The sequence below is a fragment of the Alicyclobacillus fastidiosus genome (assembly GCF_026651875.1).
GTDB lineage: Bacteria > Bacillota > Bacilli > Alicyclobacillales > Alicyclobacillaceae > Alicyclobacillus > Alicyclobacillus fastidiosus.
On sequence record NZ_CP104067.1, the window covers coordinates 1,143,215 to 1,156,898 of the forward strand.

Annotated in this window: 13 protein-coding genes and 3 pseudogenes; 12 read left to right on the forward strand and 4 right to left on the reverse strand. The window is 51.6% G+C overall.

From position 1 onward, the window contains the following. The first annotated feature begins 176 nt into the window (after positions 1-176). The 5 genes and pseudogenes from xylA to NZD89_RS05875 form a co-directional block, all read left to right on the forward strand. Positions 177-1,490 carry a xylose isomerase gene (gene xylA / locus NZD89_RS05855; protein WP_268006823.1) on the forward strand — a complete coding sequence of 438 codons (1,314 nt, stop codon included), beginning with the start codon at positions 177-179 and terminating at the stop codon, positions 1,488-1,490. A gap of 88 nt (positions 1,491-1,578) precedes the next feature. Continuing rightward, complete coding sequence (locus NZD89_RS05860; RefSeq protein WP_268008402.1) at positions 1,579-2,625, forward strand: NAD(P)-dependent alcohol dehydrogenase; 1,047 nt, start codon at positions 1,579-1,581, stop codon at positions 2,623-2,625. A 226-nt stretch (positions 2,626-2,851) separates the two neighbouring features. Beyond that, positions 2,852-3,292 (forward strand): annotated as a pseudogene (locus NZD89_RS05865) (transposase); the annotation flags it as partial. Between the two features lie 121 nt (positions 3,293-3,413). After that, the gene (locus NZD89_RS05870; RefSeq protein WP_268004949.1) at positions 3,414-4,526 is read left to right on the forward strand and encodes an IS110 family RNA-guided transposase; all 1,113 of its coding nucleotides are present in this window, start codon (positions 3,414-3,416) and stop codon (positions 4,524-4,526) included. A gap of 431 nt (positions 4,527-4,957) precedes the next feature. Further along, positions 4,958-5,729, forward strand: a pseudogene (locus NZD89_RS05875) (transposase); the annotation flags it as partial. A gap of 148 nt (positions 5,730-5,877) precedes the next feature. Here NZD89_RS05875 and NZD89_RS30075 read toward each other — a convergent pair. Further along, positions 5,878-6,003: pseudogene (locus NZD89_RS30075) on the reverse strand (oxidoreductase); the annotation flags it as partial. A gap of 196 nt (positions 6,004-6,199) precedes the next feature. Next, positions 6,200-6,391 (reverse strand): hypothetical protein, encoded by a 192-nt coding sequence (locus NZD89_RS05880; RefSeq protein ID WP_268006824.1) that lies wholly within the window; start codon positions 6,389-6,391, stop codon positions 6,200-6,202. Positions 6,392-6,639: 248 nt separating this feature from the next. On the opposite strand from NZD89_RS05880, the gene NZD89_RS05885 reads away from it, so the two are divergent. After that, positions 6,640-6,828: a hypothetical protein gene (locus NZD89_RS05885; protein WP_268006825.1), complete on the forward strand. Its 189-nt coding sequence runs from the start codon at positions 6,640-6,642 to the stop codon at positions 6,826-6,828. A gap of 109 nt (positions 6,829-6,937) precedes the next feature. Next, positions 6,938-7,273 carry a hypothetical protein gene (locus NZD89_RS05890; RefSeq protein WP_268006826.1) on the forward strand — a complete coding sequence of 112 codons (336 nt, stop codon included), beginning with the start codon at positions 6,938-6,940 and terminating at the stop codon, positions 7,271-7,273. A gap of 134 nt (positions 7,274-7,407) precedes the next feature. On the opposite strand, the gene NZD89_RS05895 is transcribed toward NZD89_RS05890, so the two are convergent. Further along, positions 7,408-8,544: a GntR family transcriptional regulator gene (locus NZD89_RS05895; RefSeq protein ID WP_268006828.1), complete on the reverse strand. Its 1,137-nt coding sequence runs from the start codon at positions 8,542-8,544 to the stop codon at positions 7,408-7,410. 422 nt (positions 8,545-8,966) lie between these two features. Here NZD89_RS05895 and NZD89_RS05900 point away from each other — a divergent pair, with 422 nt between their 5' ends. The 5 genes from NZD89_RS05900 to NZD89_RS05920 all read left to right on the forward strand — a co-directional run bounded on the left by NZD89_RS05900 (position 8,967) and on the right by NZD89_RS05920 (position 13,073). Then, entirely contained in the window at positions 8,967-10,376 is a 1,410-nt protein-coding gene (locus tag NZD89_RS05900; RefSeq protein WP_268006829.1) for an extracellular solute-binding protein, read from the forward strand. A gap of 105 nt (positions 10,377-10,481) precedes the next feature. Beyond that, positions 10,482-11,417: a carbohydrate ABC transporter permease gene (locus NZD89_RS05905; RefSeq protein WP_431308685.1), complete on the forward strand. Its 936-nt coding sequence runs from the start codon at positions 10,482-10,484 to the stop codon at positions 11,415-11,417. Positions 11,418-11,468: 51 nt separating this feature from the next. Further along, positions 11,469-12,302: a carbohydrate ABC transporter permease gene (locus NZD89_RS05910; RefSeq protein WP_268006830.1), complete on the forward strand. Its 834-nt coding sequence runs from the start codon at positions 11,469-11,471 to the stop codon at positions 12,300-12,302. Positions 12,303-12,319: 17 nt separating this feature from the next. Next, the gene (locus tag NZD89_RS05915; protein WP_268006831.1) at positions 12,320-12,754 is read left to right on the forward strand and encodes a hypothetical protein; all 435 of its coding nucleotides are present in this window, start codon (positions 12,320-12,322) and stop codon (positions 12,752-12,754) included. Positions 12,755-12,824: 70 nt separating this feature from the next. Further along, a complete protein-coding gene (locus NZD89_RS05920; protein ID WP_268006832.1) occupies positions 12,825-13,073 on the forward strand; it encodes a hypothetical protein in 249 nt (82 codons plus the stop codon). A gap of 68 nt (positions 13,074-13,141) precedes the next feature. Here NZD89_RS05920 and NZD89_RS05925 read toward each other — a convergent pair whose 3' ends face one another. Next, positions 13,142-13,684 carry a C40 family peptidase gene (locus NZD89_RS05925; RefSeq protein ID WP_268006833.1) on the reverse strand — a complete coding sequence of 181 codons (543 nt, stop codon included), beginning with the start codon at positions 13,682-13,684 and terminating at the stop codon, positions 13,142-13,144.

Consider the following 13,684-nt stretch of genomic DNA (forward strand, 5'->3'; position numbering starts at 1 on the left):
TTCCCTGATTATATCACGCATTGCACGATGGACCACGATTCTCGTCGCACATGGGACGCATTGGTTACTCTTAAATTGAATCATAATGAATGTTCTGATAGTATATATTTATTCAACGAACTAACTAATTGTCCTGCAGCAGCTTTACAACTCCTAACTACGTTGAGGTGATTTAGGTGGCGTACTTTTCAGAGGTAGACAAGATTCGTTATGAGGGTCCAAAATCTCGCAATCCTCTCGCATTTAAATATTACCGTGCAGAGGAACAGGTGCTCGGGAAAACGATGGAGGAACATCTCCGATTTGCTGTGAGCTATTGGCACACGTTCACTTTGCAGGGGAATGACCCATTCGGATTGCCGAACATGGTGCGTCCTTGGGATGGATTTACGGGAATGGAGTTAGCCAAGAAGCGCGTGGAAGCAGCGTTTGAGTTTCTCGATAAACTCGATGTGACGTACTTCTGCTTCCACGATCGCGATATTGCGCCAGAGGCAGACACGTTGCGTGAGACCAACCGCAATCTCGACGAGATCGTTCAGATGATTGAGGAGTATATGCAGTCGTCGGGGAAGAAACTTCTCTGGAATACGGCCAATATGTTCTCCAATCCGCGCTTTGTTCACGGCGCCGCAACTTCCTGTGATGCCAACGTGTTCGCCTACGCCGCCGCCCAGGTGAAAAAGGGCATCGAAGTTGCCAAGCGACTTGGCGCTGAGAACTACGTGTTCTGGGGCGGGCGCGAAGGGTATGAAACGCTGTTGAATACGGACCTCAAACGCGAATTGGACAATCAGGCACGCCTGTTGCAAATGGCTTGCGATTATGCCGATGAAATCGGATTCACTGGGCAATTCCTGCTCGAGCCGAAGCCGAAAGAGCCGACCAAGCACCAGTACGACTTTGATGCAGCCACCACCATCTCCTTTTTGAAACACTATGGTCTCGATGGAAGATTCAAGTTGAACATCGAAGCCAACCACGCGACTTTGGCTGGGCACACCTTCGATCACGAATTGGCCGTCTCCCGCATTCACGGTATGCTTGGGTCGGTCGATGCGAATCAGGGGGATCCACTGTTGGGGTGGGATACTGACGAATTTCCGACTGATTTGTACAGCACGACACTCGCGATGGTACAAATCCTGAAAAACGGCGGCCTACACAGCGGCGGGTTGAACTTTGACGCCAAGGTGCGCCGCGCATCGATGACACCGACTGACATTTTCTACGGATACATCGCCGGTATGGACAGTTTCGCCCGCGGATTGAAAGTTGCGGCGAAACTCGTCGAGGACAGAGTGTTTGATTCTGTCGTCGAGGAGCGCTACAAGAGCTACCAGACCGGCATCGGCAAAGAGATTGTCGATGGCGTCGCCACACTTCAGTCGTTAGAAGACTACGTCATCGATCGCAACGTCGTCCTGCAGACGTCCGGCCGGCAGGAATGGCTGCTGTCTACGTTGAACCAGTACCTACTGGAAGTATAAACGTTTCCGACGTATTGGTGTTAGCGCTTACGTCGTGACATGAGGAGTGTGAATCGTTCCCGTGGATACTCCGAATCTCCCTAAGTCGATGCAAGCGGCCGTCCTCACAAGACCAATGGAGATGGTGATGAAAACTCTCCCGGTACCTCGTCCAAAGTCGGACGAGGTGCTTGTCAAAGTGATGGCGGTCGGCGTTTGCGGATCAGATGTGCATTATTACGAACATGGTCGGATTGGCCGTTACGTCGTCGAGTCGCCTATCATTCTTGGTCACGAATGCGCAGGGGTCGTCGCGGACGTCGGTGACGAAGTAAAGCGTTTTCTCCCTGGAGACCGGGTGGCGATAGAGCCAGGTGTAGCGTGCGGGATGTGTCCTGCTTGCAAACAGGGCAGATACAATCTGTGTCCAGACGTTCAGTTCCTGGCGACACCACCTGTCGACGGTGCCTTTGTACAGTACATCAGCATCCGCCAGGACAACGTATTTGCCATTCCACCGCAGCTCTCCTTTGAGGAAGCAGCGTTGGTCGAGCCGTTTTCGGTGGGCCTTCAGGCGGCCGGCCGCAGCGTAATCAAGCCGGGCGACACCATCGCGATTATGGGAATGGGGCCGGTCGGACTCCTGGCTGTAGTCGCAGCGAAGGCACATGGTGCGAAAACAATTATCGTGACTGATTTGGAACCAGTGCGGCTAAACGCGGCGATGCTCCTGGGTGCGTCGTACGCTCTGAACGTCAGCAATCAGGACGCCGTTGAAGCCATTCACCGACTCACTGATGGGATTGGGGTAGATGTGGCCTGGGAAACAGCGGGGAATCCACGCGCTTTACAGGCGGCGTTGGCGAGTGTTCGGCGCGGGGGCAAAATGGCGATTGTGGGATTGCCTGCACAGGACGACATCGCGCTGAACGTCCCGGGCATCGTCGACAACGAAGTCGATATATACGGCATTTTTCGATATGCCAATACGTATCCACGTGGAATTGAATTCCTCTCGTCAGGCATCGCCGACGTGCGAAGTCTGATCACGGACAGGTATCCGCTTAGTCAGGCGCAGCAAGCGATGGAGCGCGCGCGCACGAACAAGAGCGGCAGCCTCAAAGTCATGGTCTACCCGAATGGAGAGCCAGTGTAGATAAGTCGGTAAGTGGCGAAGAGCACACGGACACGCACTTTGGACGACAGAAATGCATCGTTTTGTAAAAAGCCAAAAGCCATCCCTAGGTTATTTACTTGAGCGTTTTGCAGATTTCTAAGCCCTTGCGGGGCAAGGGATAACAGGACATAAAAAAGGACTTCACCCCAACATCGAGAAAATTTCAAGTGACGAAACAAGAAACCTCGACAGGAGGAAAGTCCACTTGTATCTTCTCCAAAAGTCTCTGTTTTCCTTTGAAGAGTGGCTAGAAATCGAACCCAGTGAGCGATGGGAGCTGTTCTTTTCCGCACTGGATTTGCAACCATATGCCGCAAAGTTGAGGAATTCGTCACCCCAGGGTGCAAAACCTATCAATCGTGAAGCAATTTTACGAGCGTTACTGGCTGCGCCGCTTGAGGGCATTTCGACTTTTTCTCGGCTACACAAGCGCTTGAGAACCGACTTGCAGTTTAGGTACCAATGCGGTTTCCGGTTAGATGAACCAGCCCCATCGATTGCCACATTCAGTCGAGTTTTCATGACAGTTGTGGATAGAGGCCTTGCTAAGGAACTCTTCATTGACCTGGTCAGCCAATGTAAAGAGTCCGGTATTGTTGATGGGAGTCACATTGCTATCGACAGTACGGCGATTGGTGCCTATGAGTTATCATGAACGAGGTTCGGCTCCATGTCACATTCTCGTAGGTTAGTGGCCATACTGCTGAGTAAAGAGAATTACCAGTAGATGTGACCGACCAGAGCTACACTGTGAAGGAGCCGATAATATGAAGGATATCACAAAAGTCGTGGGCTTAGACGTGTCAAAGGATTTCATTGCGGTGGCCATAGCAGATGTCGGAAGTCGTGAGGCGGCTAGATATTACGGAGAAGTGCCCAATACTCCGGAAGCTGTACGCAAACTGTTTTCAAAGCTCGGAAACGCAAGTGAAATCGAAGCTTGTTATGAGGCTGGTCCCACGGGTTATGAGTTACAACGCTTACTTACCCAACTTGGGGTTAGATGCATCGTCGTTGCACCCACCCTCATTCCGAAACGGCCAGGTGAGCGAATTAAGACAGACCGTCGAGATGCATTGAGATTAGCTCAGTTGTTTCGAGCTGGAGAGCTCACACCAGTCTACGTTCCGACAAGAGAAGATGAAGGGATTCGAGACTTAGTACGAGCGCGAGAGGATGCAAAAGAAGACCAATTGCGTGCGCGCCACCGTCTATCTAAGTTTTTGCTTCGTCACGATATTAAGCCCAAACAAAAAATGACCACCTGGAAGACTCGATATCGGGCATGGCTAGACACCTTGAAATTTGAAAATCGATACGAAGACGTGACTTTTCGCGAGTATCTCCATGCCATAGATGAGGTGGAGCAACGAATCAAACGACTAGAGACCGAGATTCATCATGCTGCAGAGACAAGTTCTCATGCCCCTCTTATCCAAGCACTGCAATCTCTTCGAGGAGTAAAGGAAACCACTGCAGTCACGATTGTAGCAGAAATCGGTGACTTTAGACGGTTTGTGAATCCGCGTCAGTTCATGGGTTATACAGGGCTCGTGCCTAGTGAACACTCGAGCGGTAGCGTGAAACGCAAAGGAAGAATTACAAAGACAGGAAACACACATCTACGACGGGTACTGGTTGAGTCAGCCTGGAGTTACCGCTATCGACCGGCGGTTAAAGGAGAAATTCGAAAACGACAACAGGGTCAGCCGGCTGAGGTCCAACGAATATCATGGAAGGCCCAAAATCGACTCCATAACAAGTACACACGCCTTGTCAGTAAAGGGAAACCTTCTAATCAAGCTATAACTGCAGTCGCTCGTGAATTAGCTGGGTTCATGTGGGCAATCGCACGCCAAATGCAGAAAGATAAAGCTTAACCAATAGAATTATACTTCCGCGTTCACCGGGAACCTTGAATGAGAAAACTGGAAGACTGGGCTCGAAGGCAAAAGTGTAAACCGTAGGAGGATAACCCACGTTTTCTTCTTGTGCTAGGTATTGCCCTCGCGAACCGAACGCACGCCATGAGTTCGTGGCAGGTCCTCTAGACGGAGAGATTAACTGTGGTAATCAACCCACGAATATCAGAATGCTCACCGTCGAGAAGTTTTTGCCTTCGTGCCGAGTCTTCGAGGTTAGTTGCTTGACATGGAGCCTCTGCGGCCCCGACGTGATGCCGGACGAGCGCCTCGGAAGGGCCGTATGGCGAATCAGCCTATCGGAGCCGCCACTCCATGTGAAGCAACGCGAAATCCCTGTTTTAGAACAGTGGCACAGCGGGAGTTGTAGTGGTGCTTGACATCCTCGTTCATATCAGAAAAAGCAGCCAAAATCACGGAGTAAAGGTTCGGGTAATGCCAATTGGGGTGCCAAGTTCGACACGTTCGGTAATAAACTCACATGGTTCGGATACCAAAATTCATCTTGCTGTAGATACCGCTAGTGAACTACCGGTTTCCTTAGAGGTCACACCTGCTCATGTGTATGACGGAGAAATGGCGATGCCATTGATAAAAGACGTTGTTGAGAACTACGGCTGGAAAGTTAAGTTCGTCATGATGGACGCCGGATATGACCAGGTGAAGAATTATGAAGTCGCTCGCAGCTATGGTGCACAGGCAATCATAGCATTGAACCGAAGAGGTGAAAAAGAGCCACCTGCTGGGATAGCGTCCAACGGAACACCTTGTTGCTCCATGGGTTATGACATGGTCTACTGGGGCGCTGATGGTGATCGGCTAAAGTTCCGTTGCCCTCACGTTCTGGGCAAGGTGAATTGCCCTCTCGGGGCAGCAGCTTGCTCTGATTCCAACTATGGAATGGTTATCAAGAAGAACATCAATGAAGATATTCGTCGCTACTCGAATCCACACCGAAACACACGCGGTTGGACAGAGTTGTACGACGAACGAACTTCGACTGAACGCTGTAACTCAAGACTTAAGGAGAATCTCACGGCAAACGATGTTCACGTTCGTGGTATCCAAAAAGTCACGACACATGTTTATCTCAATGTCATAGTTTTGTTAGCATCTGCACTTGCGACGAGAAAGGCAGCTAGCACGCAAACAGTAGCCTAATGTCCGTACTGATGACAATACCTGCATAAGTGCATTGCAAAAAATGTAAAGGTAAGTCCCTAATTCGCTTGTCGTTTCTTTTTACTCCATCAAAAAACTTCATTCTGCAAAACGCTCACTTAACTTAGGGATGGCTTTTTGTGACGAATCAGAAGTGTACTGCGTATCCACCTGAGCCTATTAGCGCCACGCCGACGGCCACGAGCGCCAGATTGTATTCAAACCGATTGTATTCAAAACCGCCTTGAGTGGCCCAGTAACTCTTTGTTGTGTGTTGTCAATCCCCTACGGCCAAATAGCGAATAAAAAGGGGGTGTCCCAAAAAGGGTCATACCAAATCATCCAGTCCCAACATCATATAGAAAAGCCTCAAAATCCACAGTGAAAGTGGAGATGGAGGCTTTTTGTTTTAAGGAATTCTTAATCAAAGTGGGGCTTCAAAAATCCAAAATTGACTTTTGGGACACCCCCTATCCTTGCGTGTCCTCAGTGGGACTTTCGTTGGATAAGGCTTGTTGTTTTCTCGAGTTTTTCATCATGAAGTCCATCGTCGCTTCTGTCTGTACGCGATAGCGCTTATCTTGTTTCACATTGTCGGGGCCGCTCAACGCCAACGTCATGTCGTTCCCTTTGCGTTTGTTCGAATCATTACCTGCTGTCACGCGGACCAACTCCTTCGCTTATAGCATGAGACGAGGAGTGAACGATTACGTATGTAGTTTCTCTCATGATTGGTGTGAATTTCAGCTTTCATTTCCTCAATGAATTGGATTAAATACCTATTTTGGTTTGATCATTTATCTCGTATCTGTGCGGTCCGTCGAAATTCCCAAATGTCAGACGGATACGAAGGACATTTTCGACTGACAATAAGTCGGCCATGGTGAATTCGACAGGAGGGTAAGCGAATTTGGAGAGAAAGAGATTTGCCGCTCAGCACGACGAGCATGGTAGAGAGCGTAATGAACAGCAACTTGCGCCAGGGTTAAATGGTGTCGAGGGCCTTAACGCAGAGGCGACACCTGAGGAAATAGCCGAGGACAACGCCACGAAAGTGACCAACCTCAAGTTCGACGAGTACGACCCAAGCGATTCGTAACGCTCATTCGTCCAGTGACAGATTTGGCCAACCGGTAAGCAGCCTCGCAGTCGATGTTTCCAGTCGATAGATACCCTGTTAAAACTAGATGCTTTAAAGGAGTGTTATGATGTACAACAACATTCAAAGCGTGAGCATGCAACTGAATCAATGCCGTCAAATCGTGCAACAGCTTGTTCAGCAGACCCAACGTTCCAGTGCGGAGTATGAGCGGATGATGCATCAGGAGTTACAAAATGCACAACTGCTCGAGCAGTTGGCGCAGCGTGAAAGACAGGCGGCTCAAACCATCGCACAGGTGCTACAGGGACATCACGTGGGCATTCAACAAATGCGACAGATAGAACAAGCTTGCAACCAGATAGAGCGAGATGTGCAAGCGAACGCGACGGTTGTTCCAGGCTATTATCCGCAGGTTTCCCAAGGGCCTACTATGCAACAATAAGACAATCGTCAAAATAGACATTGTCGGCGAGCCGCGCACGAGCGGCTCGCATTTCGTCGCCTAGGAGTGGAGTGGCTTAGACACGAAGAGCGTTTCCCTCGATTCTTCATACGCGCGATACGCACTCGCAGAGGTCACTTCTCTCGCAACGGGGCGGTGGACTCACCGACAACGAGAGTACCTGGCAACTGCACGGAGGCTTCGCCACATAATTCTGATCCCGCCATCAACCGAAGCAGCATGTCCACGGCGCAAGCACCGATGCCCGTCTGATCTTGTTTGATGTGTGTCAATGTCTGGTGAAACACGCGCTTTGGACTGTCGAAGCAGGCGAGGGATATATCGTTTGGGACGGAGAGACCAAGTTTTTTGCAGACCTCCAGAACGATGACCGCGTAACCGTACTCCGTGGTGACGAGTGCGCTCACTTCGCGGTTTTCGGTCAGATATGTTCGGATTGCGTCATAGGCTTCTGGCCCATCCATTTCGCTGTAGACGCCGCCGGTTGGAAGTGACGATAGGGTGAGAGCGTGCTGATAGGGGATTTTGTGATGATCTAATGCGGCCATGTAGCCTGTAAAACGGTCCTCCAGAGTCGCCGTCGCAGTGATGTCCGGCGAAATAAAGCCGATGTGCCGGTGGCCTAAGTCAATCAGATAAGTCGTCAGATCATAGGCACTTGATTTGTTGTCTGTGGTGACCGATGGCACAGGGATTTTCCCCAATCGTTTGTCGACCAGGACGAGTGGGAATCCATCTAAGTGAAGCCGTAAGATCTCTTCGCTGTAGTACTCGCCATTGACCGGGTTAACGAGAAGTCCCTGGACGCCTGAATGGACGGCGCGACGGATGGACTGTTCCTCTGCGGATTGTGATTGGTGCGTGAAACTGACGATGACAGAAGCATTCAATTGTTCCGCTCGTTCGAGGGCGGAAGCCAGCACACCCAAGCCAAAATCTTCGGATACAAACGGCAGGGTAAACCCGATGAGCATAGGCTGGTCTTTGGTCGTCACGGAGTGCCCACTGTGCCTGTTCAATATGTCAATCGCTTCGTCTGAAACAAACGACCCCTTGCCCGGGTACCGTAGAATCACACCTTCTTGGGCCAACCTCTGCAGCGCTCTGTGGACGGTAATGCGGCTGACGTGTAGCGACTTCGACAACTCTTTCTCCGTCGGCAATTGCTTGCCTGCCGAGAATTCACTTGACAGAATGCGGGAACGGATGGATTCGTAAATTTCGTCTCGTAGAGGTGGTCCTGATCTCAATCCACACATACCCCTTTGACGCAGTCATACGAATGACTTGAGTTATAATCTATACATTTCATACATTACATACTTCCTGCAGCAATTTCAAATTAGATATTGAATATTGGAGATTAGAGCCTCGCATGTCAACCATCTGATTTGGCTTTACTCCCTTCAGAATGCAATGCATCCGCTGTGTGCGATATTCGGACACAGAGTCGGACGATGTTGAATTACGTCGGAAATTTTTTCTTGCACACACATAGAATACAAAGTATACATAGTGTATCTTCCTGTAACGAAGAATGCTGATTTGTCAGGAGATATTTCCGGCATGTGCGGGAAGGGGGGAAACGCGATTCGAACCGCATCAATTGAAAACGCCTTCGTTTGTGGTGGGCTAAGCTGTCTAAACATCTGACCGTATTGGGGGGCTTATGATGCGCAGGCACATTGTCGGGGCGATCTCTAGCGTTGCTCTATCTGGGCTACTTGTGGCGGGGTGTGGAACTACACCGGCGAGCAGTGGAGGTTCTGATGGCAATTCATCCAAAGCTTCGTCGGGGAATGGGAGTTCATCGAACCAAACCATCACAGTTGCCTATCAACAATTCGGACAGCCGCCATATTTTAACGCAGAGTGGCTGCAACAATCGGCTAAGGAGTTTGAAAAGGACCATCCCGGGGTCACCGTAAAGCTCGAGCCAATCGAAGCGTCGGAAAACGATTTTTACACAAAAATTGACCTCATGATGAAATCTGCGAGCACTGCACCTGACGTGGTGACGGAGGATACCTTTCTCATCAATGCGGACGGATCTGCAGGATACCTCGAACCACTTAACAAGGACGTGTCCAACTGGGCGGACTGGTCGCAGTTCGACAAGTCGATGCAGGCGGGATCGACAGCGGCGGACGGTTCCATCTACGGGGTGCCATTCAGTACCGATACCCGCGGACTGTACTACGACGTCAACATCTTTAAACAAGCCGGACTGCCTGTACCGTGGCAACCGAAATCTTGGAATGACGTACTCAATGCAGCAAAAGCGATCAAAGCGAAAGTTCCTGGCGTCATTCCATTCTGGGCGCAAGTTGGCAAGGCGACGGGCGAGGCAACCACCATGCAGACGTTTGAAATGCTGTTATACGGAACAAACGACACGTTGTACGACAGCAGTACAAACAAGTGGGTTGTGCAGAGTCCAGGCTTCCTAGATTCCCTCAACTTCATCCATACCGTCTTCGCCGATCAGCTTGGTCCAAGCCTGTCTCAAGTGCTTAATGCACAGGCGGGCAACGTGGAGGTCCAGCAACTGATGCCCGCCCAAAAAATCGGCATCGCGCTCGATGGGAACTGGCTGCCGGGTAACTGGTTGCCAAACGGACCTACGCCGTGGCCAGATGGGACGAAAGATTATCAGTTAACCGCGATGCCGACCGAGAACGGCCAATCTCCTGGGTACACGTCGATGTCTGGCGGCTGGGCGTTGTCTATCGCATCGAAATCCCAGCACCAAAATCTAGCGTGGCAGTTCATTCAGGTTGCCACGAACAAACAGAACATGGAGTGGTACGACGTCCACCAAGGCAATTTGGCACCTAGGACAGACGTTGCCAAAGATCCGAGCTACGCAAACGCTCCCGGTCAATTCTTTAAGCAGGCGACGAGTTTCGTGAAATTCACCCACTTCCGCCCGGCGAACGCTCAGTATCCAAGCGTCTCTACTCAAATCCAGGCCGCAGTGGAAGCGGTGGCCACCGGTTCGGAGACGCCGCAGCAAGCGATGCAACAGTACGCGCAAAGTGTCCAGCGCATCGTGGGCGCGGGCAAGACCGAGACAAAGTAGGATCGACGGTTGGACGGCGCCGGGGACGAGTCGCCCCGGCCGCCTTTGCGCCGCGATGGTTTGGCAACCGTACGAGTCACAGTGATCGAGGAGGGCAACCGGACCGTGTCTACCAACTCTACCCTGGAATTCGGGGCGTCGACGGGCAACCGCAAGCAGGTGCGCAGGCGCACAAGCGGGCATGTCGGTTGGCGCGCAGCTTTGTTTATGTTGCCGTCGTGGGTCCTCTTGTTGGTGTTTTTCTTTGTCCCTATTCTATTGACGTTCTACTTCGCGTTTACAAACTTGTCTTTGACCGGGGCGGCCAGTGCATCCACCCAATTCGTCGGCTTTAGAAACTTTGCGTCGATGTTCGCAGATCCGACGTTTCGGGTGAGTGTATTGAAGACGCTGGTCTTCCTCATCTTTTCAGCCATCGTCGGTCAGCAATTGCTTGGGCTGATTCTCGCCGTCCTGATGAACGAGCGCAACCGCACGTTTCGAAGTGTCATCGGCGTACTCGTCCTGGCCGGGTGGGTGACGCCGGAGATCGTCGTCGCGTTTATCTTCTTCGCATTCTTCAGCGACACAGGAACGCTCGACAGCATCCTACAGTGGTTTCATGTGAAACCCATCGCGTGGCTGTACACGTTCCCGATGGTGGCTGTGGTCATCGCCAACATCTGGCACGGCACAGCATTCTCGATGCTCGTCTACCAGGCGGCGCTTGGTGACGTGCCAAAGGAAATCTTGGAATCGGCGATGATGGACGGTGCGGGGCGGTTTCAGCGCTTGTGGCGTGTCACGCTGCCTGTGATTCGCGGTTCAATCGCGACGAATATGGTCCTCATCACGCTACAGACGTTGGGGCTATTCACCCTCATCTTCTCTCTGACTGGCGGTGGCCCCGGCAACAAGACCGAGACACTCCCCATCTACATGTATCAACAAGCGTTTGCAGATTACCAGCTTGGGTACGGAACCGCTATTTCGTTAATTCTGCTGCTCATTGGCATCATCGCTAGCATCGTCTACATTCGCACGCTCAAGGTGGAACTTTGAGCACACGGCGGTCCATGCAACTGAGCGTCTTGGGCGAGGGAGAGAGGCCAAATGGTACACGTCAATCGATTTACGGCGGATAGAGCTATGGCATATGCGGTGCTGACGTTCGTTGGCATTCTGTTTATCATCCCACTGCTCTGGATGATCTTCGCCGCGTTTGATCCGAACGCCACACTGTCGCTGCAGTGGCCAAAACACCCATCCATCTCCAACTTTTCTTCCATTTTGACGCAATCGGCAAATCAACAAGCTTTCCTCAACGGCTTGGTTCTGTCACTCGGTCAATCTATCGTCGTGGTCATTGTGGCGGGGCTGGCCGCTTACCCACTGTCGAGATACCAACTCAAGTACAAACGGCCCTTTATGTACGTCATTCTCTTTTCGACCAGTTTGCCCATCACGGCAGTGATGGTCCCGGTTTATGAACTGTTCGTGTTCCTGCACATGGAGGACTCCATCTTTTGGACCATGATGTTTTTGTCCGCTTCTGGTCTGCCGTACGCCATCTGGATTATGAAAAATTTCATGGACTCGGTGCCGATTGAGTTGGAGGAAGCTGCATGGACGGACGGCGCCTCGACGTGGACGAGTTTGCGGCAGGTGGTCGCACCACTCATGGTGCCAGGGATATTCACGGTCGGTATCTTCACGTTCGCGGGCAGTTGGGGAAATTTCTTTGTCCCGTTTATCCTCATCCAGTCTCCGTCGAAGCTACCGGCTTCGGTCAGCATCTATCAGTTCTTTGGTCAATATGGCATGGTCGAATACGGAAAATTGGCTGCATTTTCGATGCTTTATACCATCCCTGCGGTCGTCCTCTACATCATCGGTCAGCGCTACATGTCGGCTGGGTTCAGCTTTAGTGGGGCGACGAAAGGGTAGGGGCTATAACGAGCCGTTTGACCGATGAGGACACCTCGCGATGCCGTCTGGCTCGTGCACATGCGGCGTTAGACCAATGCGATGTACCATGTAACCTCGATGGCCAGATGGTACATCGCAGTCAGGCAGGTGAGAACCGGTGGGTTCCCCTGCCTTTTTCTATGTTGGTCTCCCCCGAGCGCTTGGCAGCCACTGCCGTCGCTCGACGGACTCGAGACGGTCCTCACGATTCCCACCTTGGGGAGACGTCCATCCGCGCGGGGCGCCAGCGCGAGGCGCCGACTTCCGGATTAACGACGCGTTTTGAAGAAACCGTGACTGTACCGGACATCAAAGGACATTTTGAGGCGGTCGAGGAAAAAGCGAAATTTGAGGTCGGTGATAGAGTGTGGATCCATTCGCTGAAGCAAATGTCCGTTGCGCGCGATATGTGCAGTGTACGATGCTCATGACGAGAATAGGCGTTGGCACCATGAACTGCTTCCTCCAATGGCATACGCTATGCCATTGGAGGGGGAGCACATGCGCGAAAACTGCAGTCGGCGACGGGAACTCCTAAAATATGTGTACGACACACATTTTGTCGCCCACAGGCGATGTTTGTTGGTCAACCCGCACAACCTGTCATCGAGCGATTTTATGCATTACATGTACCTCGAGGATAAGGAGTATATTCGAATTTGCCGCGCAGAGTTATGGAGCATCCGGATTCTGGCGAATGGAATCGATGTACTCGAGTTGAACAAACCGCTTCAAGGAAACGACGACTAGGCACTCGCTTCAGCTAGGAAGCGAGTGCCTTTGCGCGTTTTCTGTGTGCCAGCGCCTGCACGTCCATGTCACAGCACGCGTCGGCCGTATAAAAACTTGTCACTCCAGTAGGCGTTATTTAGGTTGATCGCCATTAGACCGTGACCGGTGACGGCGGCAAACTGGTTGTTGCCGAGATACACGCCATCGAATGTCGCGGTGCCGTTTGTCCCGTCCAGGTCAAAGAAGACAAGATCTCCCTCCTCTAGATCTGTGCGCGCGACCATCGTCCCGACTTGGGACTGTTCGGCAATCGTCCGCGGCAGTTGCACTCCGACTTGGGCGTATACGTATTGGAGAAACCCCGAAGCGTCAAACGAGACGCCCGACGGGTTGCTGAGCATCTGTTGAACGGTCGCATTCAACTGCGTTTGGTGTGACGTATTGACAGGTTTAGTCGGTACGAGTTTGATGATTACGTTGGACGGATTCGTCGTGGGTGTCGAGGTCGGCTTCGGTGAGCTCGCTGCAGGTTTCAGGGAGGGTCCCAAGAAATGAAATGCAATTACCGCAATGATTACGATCACGCCGCCAAGCATTCCACTAGCAATCATTTTGTACCGGGTGTTCAC

Bases quoted from the DNA above. Each gene is read 5' to 3' on its own strand.
- NZD89_RS05860 (WP_268008402.1), top strand. From the start codon at position 1,579: ATGCAAGCGGCCGTCCTCACAAGACCAATGGAGATGGTGATGAAAACT.
- NZD89_RS05870 (WP_268004949.1), top strand. From the start codon at position 3,414: ATGAAGGATATCACAAAAGTCGTGGGCTTAGACGTGTCAAAGGATTTC.
- NZD89_RS05890 (WP_268006826.1), top strand. From the start codon at position 6,938: ATGTACAACAACATTCAAAGCGTGAGCATGCAACTGAATCAATGCCGT.
- NZD89_RS05900 (WP_268006829.1), top strand. From the start codon at position 8,967: ATGCGCAGGCACATTGTCGGGGCGATCTCTAGCGTTGCTCTATCTGGG.
- NZD89_RS05910 (WP_268006830.1), top strand. From the start codon at position 11,469: ATGGTACACGTCAATCGATTTACGGCGGATAGAGCTATGGCATATGCG.
- NZD89_RS05920 (WP_268006832.1), top strand. From the start codon at position 12,825: ATGCGCGAAAACTGCAGTCGGCGACGGGAACTCCTAAAATATGTGTAC.